The organism is Amycolatopsis sp. ATCC 39116 (genome assembly GCF_000231075.2).
Lineage (GTDB): Bacteria > Actinomycetota > Actinomycetes > Mycobacteriales > Pseudonocardiaceae > Amycolatopsis_E > Amycolatopsis_E tucumanensis.
Window position 1 is genome coordinate 205,934 of record NZ_AFWY03000001.1, and the last position, 16,771, is coordinate 222,704.

Annotated in this window: 17 protein-coding genes; 2 read left to right on the top strand and 15 right to left on the bottom strand. The window is 69.7% G+C overall.

The window, feature by feature from the left end; translation table 11 throughout:
* Positions 1–387 precede the first annotated feature (387 nt).
* Positions 388–1,275 (bottom strand): alpha/beta hydrolase, encoded by an 888-nt coding sequence (locus AMY39116_RS0301130; RefSeq protein WP_020415870.1) that lies wholly within the window; start codon positions 1,273–1,275, stop codon positions 388–390.
* Entirely contained in the window at positions 1,272–1,583 is a 312-nt protein-coding gene (locus AMY39116_RS0301135) for a hypothetical protein (protein ID WP_020415871.1), read from the bottom strand. Before AMY39116_RS0301135 ends, AMY39116_RS0301130 begins: the two co-directional genes overlap by 4 nt.
* A gap of 121 nt (positions 1,584–1,704) precedes the next feature.
* Between AMY39116_RS0301135 and AMY39116_RS41965 the strand changes: the two genes are divergently transcribed.
* Positions 1,705–2,073: a helix-turn-helix domain-containing protein gene (locus AMY39116_RS41965; RefSeq protein WP_039791116.1), complete on the top strand. Its 369-nt coding sequence runs from the start codon at positions 1,705–1,707 to the stop codon at positions 2,071–2,073.
* A gap of 109 nt (positions 2,074–2,182) precedes the next feature.
* Here AMY39116_RS41965 and AMY39116_RS0301145 read toward each other — a convergent pair whose 3' ends face one another.
* Together AMY39116_RS0301145 and AMY39116_RS0301150 are read right to left on the bottom strand one after the other, a co-directional pair.
* Positions 2,183–3,160: an amidohydrolase family protein gene (locus AMY39116_RS0301145; RefSeq protein WP_020415873.1), complete on the bottom strand. Its 978-nt coding sequence runs from the start codon at positions 3,158–3,160 to the stop codon at positions 2,183–2,185.
* Between the two features lie 98 nt (positions 3,161–3,258).
* Positions 3,259–3,975, bottom strand: coding sequence for an SDR family NAD(P)-dependent oxidoreductase (locus AMY39116_RS0301150; protein WP_020415874.1), 717 nt, complete (start codon positions 3,973–3,975; stop codon positions 3,259–3,261).
* Positions 3,976–4,146: 171 nt separating this feature from the next.
* Between AMY39116_RS0301150 and AMY39116_RS0301155 the strand changes: the two genes are divergently transcribed.
* Entirely contained in the window at positions 4,147–5,199 is a 1,053-nt protein-coding gene (locus AMY39116_RS0301155) for an Lrp/AsnC family transcriptional regulator (RefSeq protein WP_020415875.1), read from the top strand.
* A gap of 639 nt (positions 5,200–5,838) precedes the next feature.
* Here AMY39116_RS0301155 and AMY39116_RS0301160 read toward each other — a convergent pair.
* The 11 genes from AMY39116_RS0301160 to AMY39116_RS0301210 are packed head-to-tail and all read right to left on the bottom strand — an operon-like array spanning position 5,839 to position 16,447.
* Positions 5,839–6,726, bottom strand: coding sequence for a 1-aminocyclopropane-1-carboxylate deaminase/D-cysteine desulfhydrase (locus AMY39116_RS0301160; protein ID WP_020415876.1), 888 nt, complete (start codon positions 6,724–6,726; stop codon positions 5,839–5,841).
* Positions 6,727–6,747: 21 nt separating this feature from the next.
* Positions 6,748–8,247, bottom strand: coding sequence for a long-chain fatty acid--CoA ligase (locus AMY39116_RS0301165; protein ID WP_020415877.1), 1,500 nt, complete (start codon positions 8,245–8,247; stop codon positions 6,748–6,750).
* Between the two features lie 11 nt (positions 8,248–8,258).
* Positions 8,259–9,674, bottom strand: coding sequence for an MmgE/PrpD family protein (locus tag AMY39116_RS0301170; protein WP_020415878.1), 1,416 nt, complete (start codon positions 9,672–9,674; stop codon positions 8,259–8,261).
* Entirely contained in the window at positions 9,671–10,432 is a 762-nt protein-coding gene (locus tag AMY39116_RS0301175; RefSeq protein WP_027935533.1) for an ABC transporter permease, read from the bottom strand. Before AMY39116_RS0301175 ends, AMY39116_RS0301170 begins: the two co-directional genes overlap by 4 nt.
* Positions 10,429–11,238 (bottom strand): ABC transporter permease, encoded by an 810-nt coding sequence (locus AMY39116_RS0301180; RefSeq protein ID WP_020415880.1) that lies wholly within the window; start codon positions 11,236–11,238, stop codon positions 10,429–10,431. Before AMY39116_RS0301180 ends, AMY39116_RS0301175 begins: the two co-directional genes overlap by 4 nt.
* Entirely contained in the window at positions 11,235–12,053 is an 819-nt protein-coding gene (locus AMY39116_RS0301185; RefSeq protein WP_020415881.1) for an ABC transporter ATP-binding protein, read from the bottom strand. Before AMY39116_RS0301185 ends, AMY39116_RS0301180 begins: the two co-directional genes overlap by 4 nt.
* Positions 12,050–13,051: an ABC transporter substrate-binding protein gene (locus AMY39116_RS0301190; protein ID WP_020415882.1), complete on the bottom strand. Its 1,002-nt coding sequence runs from the start codon at positions 13,049–13,051 to the stop codon at positions 12,050–12,052. The genes AMY39116_RS0301185 and AMY39116_RS0301190 overlap by 4 nt, the downstream gene beginning before the upstream one ends.
* Positions 13,048–13,581, bottom strand: a complete 534-nt coding sequence (locus AMY39116_RS0301195; protein ID WP_039791041.1) for a 3-isopropylmalate dehydratase — start codon at positions 13,579–13,581, stop codon at positions 13,048–13,050. The genes AMY39116_RS0301190 and AMY39116_RS0301195 overlap by 4 nt, the downstream gene beginning before the upstream one ends.
* The gene (locus AMY39116_RS0301200; RefSeq protein ID WP_020415884.1) at positions 13,578–14,840 is read right to left on the bottom strand and encodes an aconitase/3-isopropylmalate dehydratase large subunit family protein; all 1,263 of its coding nucleotides are present in this window, start codon (positions 14,838–14,840) and stop codon (positions 13,578–13,580) included. Before AMY39116_RS0301200 ends, AMY39116_RS0301195 begins: the two co-directional genes overlap by 4 nt.
* Positions 14,833–15,681: an oxaloacetate decarboxylase gene (locus AMY39116_RS0301205; protein WP_020415885.1), complete on the bottom strand. Its 849-nt coding sequence runs from the start codon at positions 15,679–15,681 to the stop codon at positions 14,833–14,835. The genes AMY39116_RS0301200 and AMY39116_RS0301205 overlap by 8 nt, the downstream gene beginning before the upstream one ends.
* Complete coding sequence (locus AMY39116_RS0301210) at positions 15,674–16,447, bottom strand: IclR family transcriptional regulator (protein WP_020415886.1); 774 nt, start codon at positions 16,445–16,447, stop codon at positions 15,674–15,676. The genes AMY39116_RS0301205 and AMY39116_RS0301210 overlap by 8 nt, the downstream gene beginning before the upstream one ends.
* Between the last annotated feature and the right edge of the window lie 324 nt (positions 16,448–16,771).

Genomic DNA, 16,771 nt, shown 5'->3' on the forward strand with positions numbered 1-16,771 from the left:
CCCGGCCAGCCGACGGTGCCATGTTTCGGATCGTCTGCGGCCCGAACACCGCCGACACATCCCGCCACCCGAGCTCACAGCGGTACCGGTGAACGATTCCCTCCACCACCGCCCGCGCATCCGAAAACGGACGCCCCGGCAACGGGACAGGGACCTGCAAGGTGAGGCCCGTTATGTGGGCGTCCGCTGGGTGGCACTCGCCTTGTTCCGATCCCTTTCAGCGAAGCATCAGGTCGGCGGCCGCCCAGCTGGACAGCTACCGTGATCGCCTCGGTTCAGGCGATGGTGTTCGTTCTCCCCCGAACCCACCGAGTGTTCGATCAGCGCGAGCGGAGTCCTCGTCCGGGTCGGCGACCGGTGGGAGGGCGCGGACGGCCGGCCTGCTGCTCACGGTGCCAGCGCGGTGCGGACGAATGTGCCTGCGCGTGTCATGGCGGCGTCGGCCTCGTCCCACGAGGCGGCGAACGACTGGAAGACGTGTGTCGCCTCAGCGGTGACGTCGAGCGTCACCGACACGTCAGCCGCCACGAGTCGTGCTGCGAGCCGGGTGGAGTCGTCCAGCAGCACCTCGTGGGAGCCGACTTGGATCAGTGTGGCCGGCAGGTCGCGGAGGTCCGCGAACAGCGGGCTGTGCTGTTCCGCCCTGGATCCGTCACCGACGTAGTCGCGCACACGGCGTTCGAGGGCGGTGCGGTTGACGATGAAGTCCGCCTCGGCCCTGGTCGTCATCGAGTCGCCGCTGAGCGTGAGATCAACCCACGGCGAGAACAGCAATGCCGCGGCGGGCATCGGATCGCCGGCCGAGGACAGAGCAGCCAGCAGCCCGAGTGCGATCCCGCCACCGGCCGATTCGCCGGCGACCACGACCCGTCGCGCGTCGCCGGAGTCGATCAGCGCCCGGTAGGCGCGTACCGCGTCGTCGGTAGCGGCAGGGGCGGGATGCTCGGGAGCCAAGCGGTAGTCGATGGTGATCACCCGCGTGTGTGACCGGCGCGCGAGGTCGGCGACGATCCCCAGGGAACTGCGTGCCGACCCGAGGACATACGCCCCGCCGTGGAAGTACAGGACGGTACCGGCACTGGCCTGGTTCGCAATTTCCACCAGGAGACCGGAGACCGTGTCGTAGCGGACTTCGGTGACGATGACGTCCTCGGGGACAGGGTGGTGGGACAACACCTGCTCGAACAGGACGCGCTGTTCGTGGACCGCACCGCCGAGATCGAGGGGTGACGACTCGCGAAGCTGCCGGATGGCCTCTCGCTGCTGGCGGCTCATGTCTGCTCCATACGCTTGTTCATGGTCGGGACGACGGTTGAGGGGGGTTCAGACGGACCATCGAGCAGGTGCTGGGTGAGCGACACCAAGATCGGTGCCGACGACGTGCGCTTCCCGATCACCGAGGACGTCCAAGCCGGCCGGGGTGCGACGTCGCACCAGATCGCGCGGGTGTGCGGGACGCCGCCGTGCCACAGCAGCACGGCCGGCCCATGCTCGAGCGTTTCCGCGGCGAGTTCGACCCCGTCGATCGGTATCCGATGCGCGGTCGCGCCGGGAAGGTGAGGTGGTGGCGCCAGCTGGTGCACAGACACTCTCCGTGGTTATGATCCGAAACGTGGTAACCATAGGAGACTTATCGTGAGCAGCAAAGAAGGCACTTCTCCGACACCAGGTGACGCCACGGTAACCGCCTCTGGTCAGGCGAACCTGTTCGATCCGCTGTGCCCGACGCGGCTCCTGCTCGACCGGGTGGGGTCGCGCTGGACGACCATGGCGGTGCTGTCGCTGGCCGCCGCCGACGGCGAGTTGCGGTTCGCCGAGTTGAAGCGCGAGATGGCCGGTGTGTCGCAGAAGATGCTGGCGCAGACCCTCAGATCGCTGGAACGAGACGGACTTGTCGATCGTCGGGTCGAGGCGAGCAAGCCACCACGGGTGTACTACCGACTCACCGCCCTGGGCACGACGCTCGTCGCGCCGCTGCGGGGCCTGCGAGCGTGGGCCGAGCAGCACATGCCCCAGGTCCAGCACAACTGCTCCAAGTTCGACGCCGCCGACCGCCCTGACCGCCACGGTTGACAGCCGCGCACGGAACTCGTCGGCGGTTTTGTGGGCGGCGCCGGAGCCGTTCGTGGTCGTCCACAGCACCAGCGCCTCGGAGACCGGCGAAGAGGTATCCGGCCTCGCATCAGATGATGTCGATTCCGTACAACGATGCCGCGTTGGCCGAGGAGAACTTCTCGCGGGCTCTATCGGAGGAGAAGTGCCGCAGGAAGGAGTTGACGTCGTCTGCGGTCGGGCGTTGGAAGGGGTAATCGGTGGAGAAGATCAACCGGTCGATCGTGGTCACGGACAGGGCGTGGTGCAGCAGCGCCGGGTTGAGCATGCCGGAGGTGGTGATGAAGAAGTTCGACCGGATGTAGTCGGACACCGATCGTTGCAAGCCGGCGACGCGGGAGAGACTGTCGGCCCGGTCCAACCAGAACAGCAGCATCTCTCCCCAGTGGCCGAGCACGACCTGGAGGCCGGGATGGCGGTCGAAGGTGCCTCGCAGGATCAGCCGCAGTGCCGCGGTCGCGGCGTCCAAGTGCCATCCCCAGCCGAAAGTGGCCAGGGCGAGATCGGTCATGGGATCGAATCCGCGGTAGGAAGCGTCACGAACGGCCGGCGATGGCAGTTGAGGGTGGACGAACACGGGTTGGCCGAGTTCCGACGCGGCAGAGAAGAAGTCATCATAGGCGAGGTCGTCCAGGAACAGGTCTCCTGACCGGCCGTAGACCATGGTGCCCACGTGCCCCATGCTCGCGGCTCTTTCGAGCTCGCCGCTGACGTCCTTCGGCGATGACATGGGCAGCGTGGACAACGAACGGAACCGGGCCGGATTCCGGGCGACGGCCGCCGCGGCCAAGTCGTTCGCAGCGCGGCTCAGCGCCAAGGCCTCCCTGGGCGGCAGCGGCTGGGTTCCTGGCGGTGTCAGAGCGAGTATCGACACGTCGATGCCCTGAGTGTCCATGGCCGCGATGCGGCCGGCCCCCAGGTCCTCCAAACGTTCCAAATTGTCGTCCATCTCGTTGAAGGCAAGGCTTTCGTCACGGTGCGGCACAGCGCGAAGGGCGGACATCAGATCCGGCATGTTCCAGTGTTCTTCGACAGCGATGAGAGGCATCCCGTCCTTGCCTATCTCTTGTGTGAGATGTGATGACGAACCGCTACGAGGGCCGCGAGGAGGGCCAGGGCGTACGTCCAGTGGTCAATCGGCACGGCTCACCAGGGCACGGTCTGTCCCCAGCGGTCCAGGAACGCCAGACCTGGAGCGCCCAGCTTCGACAGCAGAACGTCCACCAACAGCGGGACGCTCTCCTCGATGGTGAACGGTGCGTCCGGCCCACCGAGCGCGGTGCGAATCCAGCCTGGCGCCATCAGGACGAAGGCGCGCTGCGTCTCGGCCTGGCGGGTCGCAAAGCTGCGCATGAACATGTTCAGGGCCGCTTTACTTCCCCGGTAGACCTCGCGGCCTGCGGTCGTGTTGTTCGTGATGCTGCCTTGCCCGGACGACATCGCCCCGATAAGTCCGGTGGGGGATACGAGATCTTCGAGCGCTTCGATGACGCGCATGGGGCTGAGAGCGTTGGTGATCATCACCTCGACGAAATCGGCTGTCGGAACCGCGCCGATCGGCGTCTGCTCGTTGTTCGTGGTGCCTGCGTTGACGAAGAGCAGGTCGAGCCGGCGTTGCGCGAGCCGTTGGTGCAGGGGCGCCAGGTGGTCGGGCTGATTGATGTCGAGATGCTCGACGGTGACGCGCCCGCCGGCTCGGTCCGCGAGATCGTGCAGGGGCGTCCGGGCAGTGGTGTCACGGACCGTGCCGATGACGCTCCAACCCCGGTCGAGGAATTCGGCCACCATCGCGTGGCCGAGGCCGCGCGAGGCCCCGATGACGAGCGCGGTAGGCGCGTTCTGGCTGGGGACAGTCGATGACATCCAGCGTCATCTCCGTTCTTGTCTGGTGAGCTCACGTCGTGATTCCGTGACCGCGACCTTGGGCGGCATCGGCCGGTGATGCTGCTGTGGCTCTTCTGCTGTGCGTCGCAAGTCTGTCCGCCGCGATGCCGTCAGGGGCAGCCGAGAAGGTCAATCTGTAGGATTCTCCTCGTGTCCGGCTCCTCGATGTCCGAGTCCGTCGCTGTCCAGCCCGATGATGTGCGAATCATTCGTGCGCTGCAGATCGCCCCGCGGGCTTCTTTCGCCTCGATAGCGGTAGCGCTCGGCCTCACCGAAGGCGCCGTCAACCGCCGGTACCGGCGTCTGTGTGCTGATGGCGTCATCCGCGTCACTGGCGTGGTCAACCCGGGGGCGCTGGCGCAGAGCAGGTGGCTGGTGCGACTCCGCTGCCGCCCCGGCAGCGTCGAAGCGATCGCCGACGCGCTCGCCAAACGTGCGGATGTCAACTGGGTAGCCCTGACCGCAGCAGGCTGCGAAATCACCTGCGCGACCCAGTCACGGACTCAAGAACAGCGCGATGACCTGCTCGGCCGGCGACTTCCGCGCACAGCGGCGGTGCTCGACATCAACGCCTTCGCCATGCTGCGTCAGTTCGTGGGAGGCCGCGGTCACTACTGGGCCGCCCTGCAGGGCACGCTGTCCCCAGAGCAGGAAGCCGTGCTCGGCAGCGGCGGCTCCCCCTTCACCGAATCCCCGGTCGTCACCCGCGATCCCGTGCGCCTCACAGCTGAGGACGAAAAGATTCTCAACACTCTTGCCACGGACGGACGCGCCAGTCTCGTCGACCTCGCCACCGCGGCGGACTCCACTCCGGGACGCGTATCACGCCGCCTTCACGCGTTGCTCCTGCGCCGCGTCGTCCACATCGACGTCGAGATCGCCGCGGCCGCTCTGGGCTATCACGCTCGGGCGAACCTGTGGCTGCGTGTGCATCCGTCGGCGGTGAAGGACACCGGACGCGCACTTGCTCAGGAACCCGAGATCGCCTTCGCGGCGGCCATCTCCGGGCCCCACAACATCCACGCCGTCGCACACTGCCGAGACCTCGACGAACTGTACGAATTCACCTCTGATCGCCTCGGGTCCTTGGCCGGGCTGCAGAGCATGGAGGTCTCACCTGTACTGCGGCACGTCAAGCAGGCCGGCACGCTGCTGTCCGGCGATCGCCTCGTCGAGCCAGCGCAGGCTCGCGCCGCGCGGTAGTGCTGTGGCACCACCCCAACCTGGCACCGCTGGTCCGCCCTGTTCCCTTCCTTGGGTGCTCTTGCCAGGGCACTCATGAGATGCACACAACCTTGACCGGGACTTCCCGAGCACCGATCCCCCGACGATCGGTATGGCCGTCGGGGGATGCCGACTTCGAGCACGGCTTCCGACGCTCCTCCTTCGCGACGGCGCCACGCAGCGCGAGCGCGGCGTCGACGGCCATGCCAGCCCCCGACCACGTCGGCGGCTGGCTACTACTGCTGTCAAGTGATCCGGACCGCGGCTAGGCCGGAAGCTCCTCGCGATCCAAGAACGCACGCGCGGCCTGCCGGACACCTCTTAGCCAGCCGGAATCTCCCGCGGGTTCGCCATGCAGTCGTAGGTGACCTCGCCCCGTCAGGTGGTGTCGCCGGTGGCCTGGGCGGCTTTGGGGTCACGCCTGGAGCTGGCGTGGACAAATTCGTCGCCACCGGAACTTGGCGGGAACAAACCTTTCTGACCGGCTACTACAAGGGCGCGACGTACCACGGCACGGTGCAGATGGCGGTCAACCCAGCGGGGCGCCGCACGAATGGCATGTGGCTGGACTTTGGCGAAGAAGGCCCAGCGGGCCTACCACGACAAAGGCCTGCCCCGTCAGCTCAACACCGCCACGACGGTGGTGCCCGGCGGGAACGCGCCCGAGGCGATGCGCTCGAACAGGCCGTACATCATCTTGGCCTCGTACACCCAGTCGAGCGTGATGCCGTGACGGGCCTTGAAGTCGCGCGTGAAGGCGTCGAGTTCGGGCGTGCGCTTGGCGTATCCGCGGAAGGGGAAGTCGTAATCAATGGCCCAGTTGCCGGTGTCGCGGCCGAAGGCTTCCTGCTGGAGGTGCCTTACCTCGTCGTCCAGGAAGCGGCCGCCGTTGAGCACCGCGAAGCCGAGCGCCCGCTGGTCTCCGGTCAGTCCGGCCGCGATCCCGGCCAGGGTGGTGCCCGTGCCGCACGCGCAGCAGATGACGTCGAAATCCGTGTCGATCTCGGCGGGCAACTCGGCGCAACCGCGCACGCCGAGGCCGTTGCTGCCGCCTTCCGGCACGACGTAACAGGGACCGAACTCGTCGGTGAGCCGGGCCAGCACGTCCGGCTCGGTCTTGCGCCGGTACGTCGTCCGGTCCAGGTAGGTCAGGCGCATCCCCCGGCTGACGGCGTAGGCCAACGAGTCGTTGAGCGGCTGGTGCTCTTCGCCGCGCACCGCTCCGACGGTCTCGAAGCCGTAGTGGTGCCCGGCGGCGGCCACCGCCCGGAGGTGGTTGGAGTACGCCCCGCCGAACGTCAGCAGGCGGGTGTGGCCCTGCTCGCGGGCTGCCGCGAGGTTGTACTTGAGCTTGCGCCACTTGTTGCCGGGCAGCTCGGGGTGGATGAGGTCGTCGCGCTTGAGGTGGACGCGGATGCCGTGGGGCGCCAAGCGGTCGTCGTGGAGTGCGACCAATGGTGAGGGCAGGGTGACGACGAGGCTCGCGTCGGGCTCGTTCGCGGTCACGATCCGAGCCTAGTCAAGTGCTCAGATCTCCCGCTTGAGGATCTTGCCCGTCGCGGTCATCGGCAACGCGTCGCGGAACTCGACGACCCGTGGGTACTTGTAGGCGGCCAGCCGGTCCTTGCACCAGGCCACGATGTCGGCCTCGGTGATGTCGTCGGAGTCCTTGGCCCGGACGAGCACCGCCTTGATTTCCTCTCCGTGGGACGCGTCCGGGATGCCGACGACGGCGGCCAGTGAGACCGCCGGGTGGGTCATCAACAGCTCCTCGATCTCGCGCGGGTACACGTTGAAGCCGCCGCGGATGATGAGGTCCTTGGCGCGGTCGACGATGTAGTAGAAGCCGTCGGCGTCCTTGCGGGCCAGGTCGCCGGTGCGGAACCAGCCGTCCCGGAGCACCTCGGCGGTCGCCTCGGGGCGGCCGAGGTAGCCCTTCATGACGTTGTGGCCCTTGATGGCGATCTCGCCGACCCCGCCGGGCACCTCGGACCAGTCGTCGTCGATCAGTTTCATCTCGACGCCCGGGATGGGCACGCCGATCGATCCGACGCGGGGTTCCTCGCCGTAGACGGAGAACGACGCCACCGGCGAGGTTTCCGACAGGCCGTAGCCTTCGAGGATCGTGACGCCGAACCGGTCCCGGAAGGCCCGGTGCACCTCGCCGGGCAGCGCCGAGCCGCCGGACACCGCCACGCGCAGGCGAGCCGCCAGCGCGGACACGTCCACGCTCTCGTCCAGCGCGCCCAGCAGCCCCCAGTACATGGTCGGCACGCCGGCGAAGAACGTCACGGTCTCCCGGAGCATCAACCCCAGCGCGGCCCTCGGCTCGAACCGCGGCAGCATCACGATGGTGCCGCCGAAGGCGATGGCGCCGTTCTGCACGACCGTCTGCCCGAACGAGTGGAACAGCGGCAGCACGCACAGGTAGATGTCCGGGTTCGCCGGGTCGGCGGCGAACAGGTCCCGGCCGGCCAGCGCGTTGTCACGCATGTTGCGGTGCCGCAGTTCCGCGCCCTTGGGCCGTCCGGTGGTGCCCGAGGTGTAGAGGATGACCGCGGTGTCGTCGTCGTCAACGTCGAGGGTGTCGAACTCGGTGGGCTCGTCCGCCCAGGGCGGGGCCGCCGCGGCGGGCAGGACGAACAGCGAGCAGGCCTCCGAGACAGCCTCCGCTGCCCACTCGCCGATCGGCAGGTCCGCGGTGCCCTCGAAGGCGAAGTAGGCGACGGCGCCGGAATCGCTGAGGTGGTAGGCGATTTCACGGGGTTTGAGCAGCACGTTCAGCGGCACCACGGTCGCGCCGGCCTTGAGGATTCCGAAGTAGACGATCGTGAAGTGCGGCAGGTTGGGGCAGGACAACGCGACCTTGTCCCCCGGGCGCACGCCGTGGCGCACCAGGAGGTTCGCGACCTGGTTGGCCGCGCCGTCGAGCTGTGCGTAGCCGATCCGGTGGTCGCCGAACACGATCGCGGTGCGGTCGGGGTGCTCGGCGGCGGTGCCGGTGAGCAGGGTGGCCAGGTTCGTCATTCGAAGTCCTCTCAGAGCGTCACGGGCAGCGCGGGCACGGCGGCCGCGAGTTCGCCGAACAGGACCGACGCATCGGGCAGGGAGTCGAGGTCCAGCACCAACCGCTCGATGCGCGCCCACCGGCCGGTGATGCCGATCGACTCGGCGAGGCGGCGCGCCTTGTCCACCACGGCCGGGTTCGGCAGCGGCCGCGTCGGGCCGCCGAGCGGGCCGTCCACCTCGATCTCCACGGTGCCGCCGTCGCGCAGCGCGAGCCGCATGCGGGTGCGGAACCGGTCCTGGGGCGTGTCGAAGTCCGGGCAGTGGCGGACCTCGACACGATCCAGCACCGACCACACGTCGTCGGCGGCGATCCGGTCGCGAGTGAACTGCCCGGCGAGGACCTGGCCGTCCAGCAGGGCGACCGACACGGCGTAGCCGATGTTCATCTGCGCGCCGATCGTCTCCAGTGGACGCTCCGGCCGCCACCAGCCGTGGTGGTAGGCGGCGTGGGACACCTCCACGGTGATGGCCGCGATGTCGTCGGCCGTGATGCCGCGCGAGCGGGCTTCCAGCGCGCAGTCGATCGGCGCGTGGGTGGCGGCCATGGCCGCGTAGGCCTTGACGCCGGTGTCGGTGAGCACCCACTCCTCCCCCAGCCCTGCGGTGATCAGGTCCGCGCGTGGGTCGTGTCCCTCGCCGAAGGTGGCGAGGAACCCGCCGTACTCGCGCTCGTAGACCCGCTTGATCCCGGTGTAGCCGGCTTCGGCGAGCGCGGCGGCGTAGAGGCCGTTGCGGGCGGCGAAGCCGTGGTGCATCCGCTTGGACATGGCCTCGTACTGGGCGGCCATCAGCCCGGCCGACTGGGTCGCGGCCAGCCCGAGGGCGTCCTCGACGCGCGCGGCGTCCAAGCGCCGCAACCACGCCGACGTCGCGGCGCTGGCGTGGGTGCCGAACACCGCGCCCGAGTGCCAGCCGCGGGACAGCATTTCGGCGCCGTGCAGCGCCAGCCCCACCCGGGGACCGACCTCGTACCCGGCGATCAGCGCCGTGAGCAGGTCCCGCCCGGACACCGTGCGGTCGAGGGCCGCGATGGTGCTGACCGCGCTCGGGATGACGAGCGAGTTGCTGTGCAGCGGCGCCCGCACGTGGTAGTCGTCCAGTTCGAAACCCTGGATGAAGGTGCCGTTGAGCAGGCACGCCGCCGGGGCGGAGGTGGTGCGGTCCCAGCCCAGCAACGGCACGTCGCCCTTGCCCTCCAGGGCGAGCACGGCGTCCACGGCCCGCTCGGACCACGGCAGCCGGGCGCCGACCAGCGCGCACACCAGCCCGTCGAGCAGGAGGTGCCGCGCCCGCTCGCGCACTGCTTCCGGGATGTCGTCGTACCGCAGGCCGGCGATCCAGGTTGCCAGCCGCCCGGTCACGCCGTCGGGGTCGGTCGGGTTCACACGCTCACCTCGTAACGGTTGCGGATGCGGGTTTCCAGCTGCTGCAGCGCGAGCGTCGGCACGAGCGCGAGCAACCCGATCAGGAGGACCTCGCCGATGATGTTCTCCACCCGCGCCAGCGACAGGTTGCGCAGCAACTCGTAGCCCAGGCCGGAGGAGCCGGAGAACATCTCGGCCAGCAGCAGGCCGATCAGCGTGAGGCCGAAGCACAGGCGCATGCCCGAGGCGAGCGAGGGCAGCACGCTGGGCACCACGATTCGCCGCAGCAGGGACCACCGGGACATGCCCAGGCTCGCCGACAGCTTCAGGTGCAGGCGGCGCACCCCGGCGGTGGCCTCGACCATGATCAGGAACATCGGCAGGACCCCGGACACGAAGGCGAAGGAACCCCTGCTGAGGTCGCCGATGCCGAGGAACAGCAGGAAGATCGGGTACAGCACGATCTTGGGGACGCTGTTGAGCGCGTACACCACGGGCAGGGTGGCCCGCGACCAGAACGCGCTCAGGCCGAGGAGCATGCCGGTGACCGCTCCGGCGGCGATGGCCGCGGCGTAGGACAGCAGCAGCACGCGGGCGGTGTCGCCGACGCTGCCGAGAAACCGGCTGTCGGTGATATCCGACTGCAGGCCCTGCAGGGCCTCCCCGGGGCCTGGGTAGACAGCGCTGTCGGCCAGTGCCGCCGTCACCGTCCACACCGCCACGAGGGCGACGGCGAGGACCAGCGGCGGCACCCATCCGGGGCTCCGGCGGGCGCTCATCGCCGCCGCCAGTCGAACGCGCTCAGCGCCGCCCCGAGCGCGAGGTTGGCGAGCAGCGCGAAGACGCTGACGAACACGATGCCCGCGTACATGTCGAGGGTGTCGAAGTTGTTGTAGGCCCGGTTGACCACCTGCCCGAGCCCGGTGGTGGCGAGGATGAACTCGGTGGCCAGCACGGCGATGATCGCGTACGCCAGGCCGAGTTTCAGCCCGGCGAGGATGTCCGGCAACGCCGAGGGCAGCAGGATCTTGCGCAGCTGCTGCGCCCGGGTCATCTCCAGGGACCGGGCGAGTTTGGTGACGATCGGTGGCGCCGACTCGAATCCGACCAGGGCGTTCGCGATGACGATGACGACGCTGAACAACGTGGCCAGCAGGACGATGGGCAGCACGCCGGTCCCGAACATCACCACCATCACCGGGTAGAGCGCGAAGACCGGCAGCGCGTAGAAGACGTTGACGTAGGGCTTGACGGCCCGGTGCACCCACCGGGACCGGGCCATGGCGTAGGCGACGGCGACCCCGGCGACCGCTGAGGCGGCGAAGCTGACGCAGATGAGCAGGACACTGCGCAGCAGCGCGCCGACGACGAACTCGCGGTCGCCGAGCAGCTCGATCGCGCGGGCGACCATCTCGCTGACCGGGATGAGGTCGAGCCGGGACACGGCGCCGGACCGCGCGTACAGCTCGATGGCGGCGATGGCCCCGATGACGAGGACGAGCGTCCACGCCGGGGACGGCAGCCCGGCGACCCGGCGCGGGGTCGGCCGCACGTAGGACGGGACGACGGAGGACCGGGGCTTCATCGCTCGCTCCTCATCGCGACCTCGGCCTCGGTGCGGATCTGCGCCCAGATCCGCTCCTGGGCCGCCGTCGCCGCCGGTTCGGCCAGTGCGGCGTGCGCGCGCGGCCGGGGCAGGCCGACGGGGACTTCGTCGATGAACGTGCCGGGGCGGCGGCCCATCACGAGCACGCGGTCCGACAGCAGCACCGCCTCCTGGATGCTGTGGGTGATGAACAGGACGCCGCACCCGATGGTCTCGACGACGCGGAGGAGTTCCTCGGCCATCAGCATGCGGGTCTGCTCGTCGAGCGCGCCGAACGGCTCGTCGGCGAGGATGAGGTCCGGGTCCATGGACATCGCGCGGGCCATGGCGACGCGTTGCCGCATGCCGCCGGACAGCTGCGCCGGGTAGTGGTTCTCGAAGCCGCCGAGCCCGACGACCTCGACGAGTTCCCTGGCCCGTTCCCGCCGTTCCTTGCGGCCGACGCCGCGCACCTCCAGCGCGAAGGCGACGTTGTCGACGACGGTGCGCCACGGCAGGGTCGCCGACTCCTGGAAGACGATCGCGGTGCGCCGGCGGGGACCGGTCAGCGGCGCGCCGTCCACTTCGACGCGGCCGCGCGCCGGGTCCTGGAGGGCGCCGATGATCTCCAGCAGGGTCGATTTGCCGCACCCGCTGGGCCCGACGATGGACACGAATTCGCCGCGTCCGATGGTGAGGTCGACGGGTCCGAGCGCGTGGACGGGGCCGAAGTGCTGTTCCACGCCTTCGACCCGCACGATCGGCGTGGTCGTGGTGGACGCGGTGCCGCGCTGCGCCTGCGTCTGCGTGTTCACCGGGTGCCCTCGCATTCGGCCGGGAGCGTGGCGGGCACGTTCGCGGGCAGGTAGGTCTTCTGGAACAGGTCGCAGAACTTCAGGTCGCCGCGGTTCATGGCGAGGCGCTGGGCCTCGACGGCCTGCTGGATCGCTTCGGCGTCGAAACCGGCGCCCCAGTTGTCGTAGCTGATGGCCTTTTCGACGATCGTGGTCGCCGCGGCGACGTCGATGTCGATGTAGTCGGCGTAGAGCTGGGCGGCCTTGGCGGGGTTGGCGCGGATGAAGTCGACGGCCTCGGCGTAGCCGGCGACCACGGCCTTGACGGTGTCCGGGTTGCGCTCGGCGAACTCCGGGGTCGTGGTGATCACGCTCTGCTGGAACTTCTTCAGGTAGTCGGCGCTGGAGACGACCACCCGGAACTTGCCGGTCTTGGCCACCACCGAAGGCGGGACGACGGCGACGTCGACGGACCCGGCCTCCAGAAGCGCCACTCCCTCGCCGACACCGCCGGAGGAGACCCGCTCGATGTCCTGGGTCGCGCCCGCGACCTTGGGCAGGATGTAGGTCAGGGACTGGGTGACCGACTGCGGGTTGGTGTAGGCCCACTTCCGGACGTCGGAGATGGTCTGCACGCGGGTGTTGGTGTCGAGTGTGTAGAAGTCCAGGCCGTAGACGCTCTGCGTCGCGCCGGCCACCACGGTCAGCGGGGTGCCCGCCTCGCTGGACTCCAGCACCGAGGTGAAACCGACGTCGGCCATGGGCAGGTCGCCGCTGAGCATGTTGCGCACGGTGGTGCCGCCGCCCTTGCCCGGCACGATTTCGCCGATGGTGACGCCGCGCTTGGCGAAGAAACCCTGGTCCTTGCCGACCAGCCAGGGGATCGAGTAGGGCTCGGAGGCGTTGCTGACCGCGATGTCGAACGAGGTCACGCCGGCCGTGTCCGCGCTTCCTCCGCATCCGCTGAGCACCAGTGCGGCGGCGGCCGCGCCGGCGATCAGAGCTGTCGCGCGCTTCATGTGTTTCCTCCTGTGGTCGCGTCGTTGCGATCCAGGAAGCCGGCGGCTTCCAGGCGGTTGATCAGCCCGCCGCCGGCGATGAGCTCGACGACGAACGCGGGCAGGGGCTCGATGTGGTGCTCGGTCCCCCGGGTTTCGTTGCGCAGCAGGCCCGCGGCCGCGTCGATGTCGAGGACGTCGCCCTCGTCGATCAACGTGCGCGCGTCCGGCACGGTGAGCGCCGGGAGCCCGTAGTTGAGGGCGTTGCGGTGGAACAGCGAGTTGTACTGTTCGGCGACCAGGCACGAGATTCCCAGGTGGACGAACAGCTCGGCGCACGCGCGGCTGGAGCCGAGGCCGAAGTTGCGCCCCGCGACCACGATGTCACCCGCCTCGACGAGCTTGGGCCAGCCGGGCCGGGTGGCGTCGAACATGTGCTGCGCCGCTTCTTCGACGGGCAGCTTCATCGCGAAGCCCGGGTACATGTCGTCGGTGTTGATCTCGTCGCCGAACACCCAGGCCCGTCCCCGGGCGCGCAGGGGTGAGGTCATGCCGCCACCCCCGCGACCTGGTCGGGCCCGGCGATGTAGCCGGTGAGCGCGGACGCCGCGACGGTGGCGGGCGAGGCCATGTAGACCTGCGCCTCGGTGCTGCCCATGCGGCCGCGGAAGTTGCGGGTGCTGGAGGTGACGCACACTTCGCCCGGGGCGAGCACGCCCATGTGATAGCCGAAGCACGCGCCGCACGTGGAGTTGGTGACCACGGCACCGGCCTCGACGAGGGTGCTGACGTAGCCGCGCCGGACCGCCTCCAGGTAGACCTGCTGGGAGGCCGGGGTGACGATGAGCCGCACGCCCGGCGCGACCTTGCGGCCCTCGACGACGCGGGCCGCGACCTCCAGGTCGGCGAGCTGCCCGTTGGCGCAGGACCCGATGAACGCCTGGTCGATGCGCGTGCGGTCGAGGCCGGACAGCGGTACGGCGTTGTTGATGACGGTGCCCGGCAGGGCGACCATCGGCTCGACGGCACTAAGATCGAGCGTCCGCACGTCGGCATAGACAGCGTCCGGGTCCGGGTCGCTGCGGGTGTAGTCCGTGCCCGGAGTTACCTCGGCCAGGAACTCCTCGGTGAGCGCGTCGCACGGGAACAGCGTGAAGTCGGCGCCGATCTCGGCGCCCTGTGTGGCGATGGTCCGCCGGTCGGACATCGGCACCGACGCCAAGCCGGGGCCGCCGAACTCGAGCGCGTGATCGGTGGCGTCGCCGTAGCGGCCGGAGATCGTCAGGAAGATGTCCTTGCCGTTGACGTGGGCGGGTTTCGTGCCGGTGAGCTCGTAGCGGATCGTCGGCGGCACGCGGTACCAGGACCGGCCGGTGCACAGCATTTGGAGGATCTCCAGCGGCCCCAGCCCCCGCGCGGCGGAGTTCAGCGCCCCGCCGGCGCAGGTGTGGGAGTCGGTGCAGCACACGACGGTGCCGGGCAGCACCAGGCCCTGCTCGGCGACGACCTGGTGGACGATGCCGTGGCGGCCGATGTCGTAGAACCGGTCGATGCCGTGCTTGGCGACGAAGGCGCGGGCCTTGGCGCCGTGGCCGGCGTCGCGCGGGGTGGGTGCCGGGACGGCGTGGTCGAGGACGACGGCGACCTTGTCCGGGTCGTGGACCGCGCGGACGTCGGCGAGGCGGTCGTGGGCGAACTGGACGTCGATCACCACGGTCATGTCGACGTCGCAGGTGACGATCTGTCCTGGTCGGACGGTGTCGAGGCTCGCGGCGCGGGCGAGGATCCGCTCGATGATGGTGTCAGGCACGGGCTGCCTCTTTCCGGGCGGTCCACTCGCCGAGGCCGACGGCTTCGAACAGGGCGCGCGGTCCGGTGACGGGGCCGGAGACGAGGCTGCCGCCGGCGATGTCGGACATGGCTTGGGTCATGGCGGCGAAGGCGGCGCCGACCGTGGCGGCGGGCAGGATCGCGCCGGCGTAGCCGAACTGCTCCAGCTGTTCCCGCGACACCTCCGGCGACTTGCCGCCGGGGACGACGTTGAAGATGACGGGGACGCCGACCGCCGACGGGATCGCCGCGACCTGGTCGAGGGTCTGCGGCGCCTCGACGAAGATCACGTCGGCGCCGGCCGCGACGTAGGCCTTCGCCCGGTCGATCGCGGCGTCGAAGCCCTCGACGGCGATGGCGTCGGTGCGGGCCACGATCAGGGTTCCCCGTCGGCGGGCCGCGACCGCCGCTTCGATCTTGAGGGCGAACTCGTCGGCGGCGATGAGCGACTTGTCGTCGAGGTGGCCGCACCGCTTGGGGAAAACCTGGTCTTCGAGCTGGACGGCCGCCGCGCCGGCGTCTTCGTAGGTGCGCACGGTGCGGAAGGTGTTGGTCTCGTCGCCGAAACCGGTGTCGGCGTCGGCGATGACCGGGACGTCCAGGTGCCGCCGGACCACGGCGATCGCGCGGGCCATCTCGGTGACGGTGGTGAGCCCGATGTCGGGCAGTCCTTCGGCGGCGGAGACGGCCGCGCCGGAGACGTAGGCCGCCTCGGCACCGGCGCGCGCGACGACGGCGGCGGAGAGTCCGTCGTAGACGCCGGGCGCGACGAGCAGCCGTTCGCGGCGCAGGAGTCCGGCGAGCACGGTGGCGTCAGACATCGGCGGACTCCTCGGCCGGGACGTGCCCCATGCGCGCGGAGATGGCCCGCGCGGTGGCGGCGACGATCGGGCCGACGCGTTCGGCCTCCTCGCGGTCGAGCCGGATCGAGGGGCCGCCGATCGCCAGGGCCGCCTCCGGTCGTCCGCCGAACCCGATCACCGGGGCGGCGACGGAGTTCAGGCCCACCTCGCGCTCGCTCTCGGTGAAGGCCCAGCCGCGGTCGCGCACCTGGGCCAGCTGGCGGTCCAGCTCCGCGCGCGTGACGACGGTCGAGTCGGTGTAGCGCTCCAGACCGGCGTCGACCGCGGCCCCGAGGGCGGCCTCGTCGAAGGCCATGAAGCACTTGCCGGCCGCGCCGGCGTGCAGCGGGAGCACCTGGCCGACGTAGCCGCGGTAGATGACGGAGTGGTGGGACGACGCGGTCTCCACCAGCACGCGGGTGGCGCCCTGGCGCACGTACAGGCCGGCGCTCTCCCCCGTCACGTCACGCAGCTGCTCGACGAACGGCCGGGCGACGCCGAGCAGGCTCGACCCCGAGCGCGCCGGGGCGCTCCAGACGAGCACCCGCAGGCCGACGCGGTAGGTGTCGCCCTCCCGCACGAGGAGCCCCTCCTGCAGCAGGGTGGACACGATCCGCGCGACGGTCGTCGCGGGCAGCCCGGTGCGGGCGCGGATGTCCGCCACCCCGAGCCGAGGCTCGGCCTCGGTGAAGCAATCCAGTACGTCGCACGCGCGTCCGAGCACGCGCACCCCCGGCTCAGCCATCCATCCTCCAAGCACACCGTTCTGCGGTTTCGAAAACCGTATAGCGGTTTTGGACGGTAGAGGGGTGAGCTCGGTCACGTCAAGCTCCGCGGACGTGCGCAGGCGGGACTTGCGACAACTGGGGAGGTGCTGACCAGCGGGTTCGCCGGTGCTGCGACAGGGTCGGGGAAGTGCGATGAGACTCCGGCCGGCCGTTCTCTGCGGCATGCACGGAGGCTTACGACCGGATTCCCCGCTACGGCATCGACGGCGGTCTGGCTCCGCGCCTACCAGCTGCGCGATCGCCGAGCCAAGGGCGCCACCCTCGACAAGTGGCTGATCGGG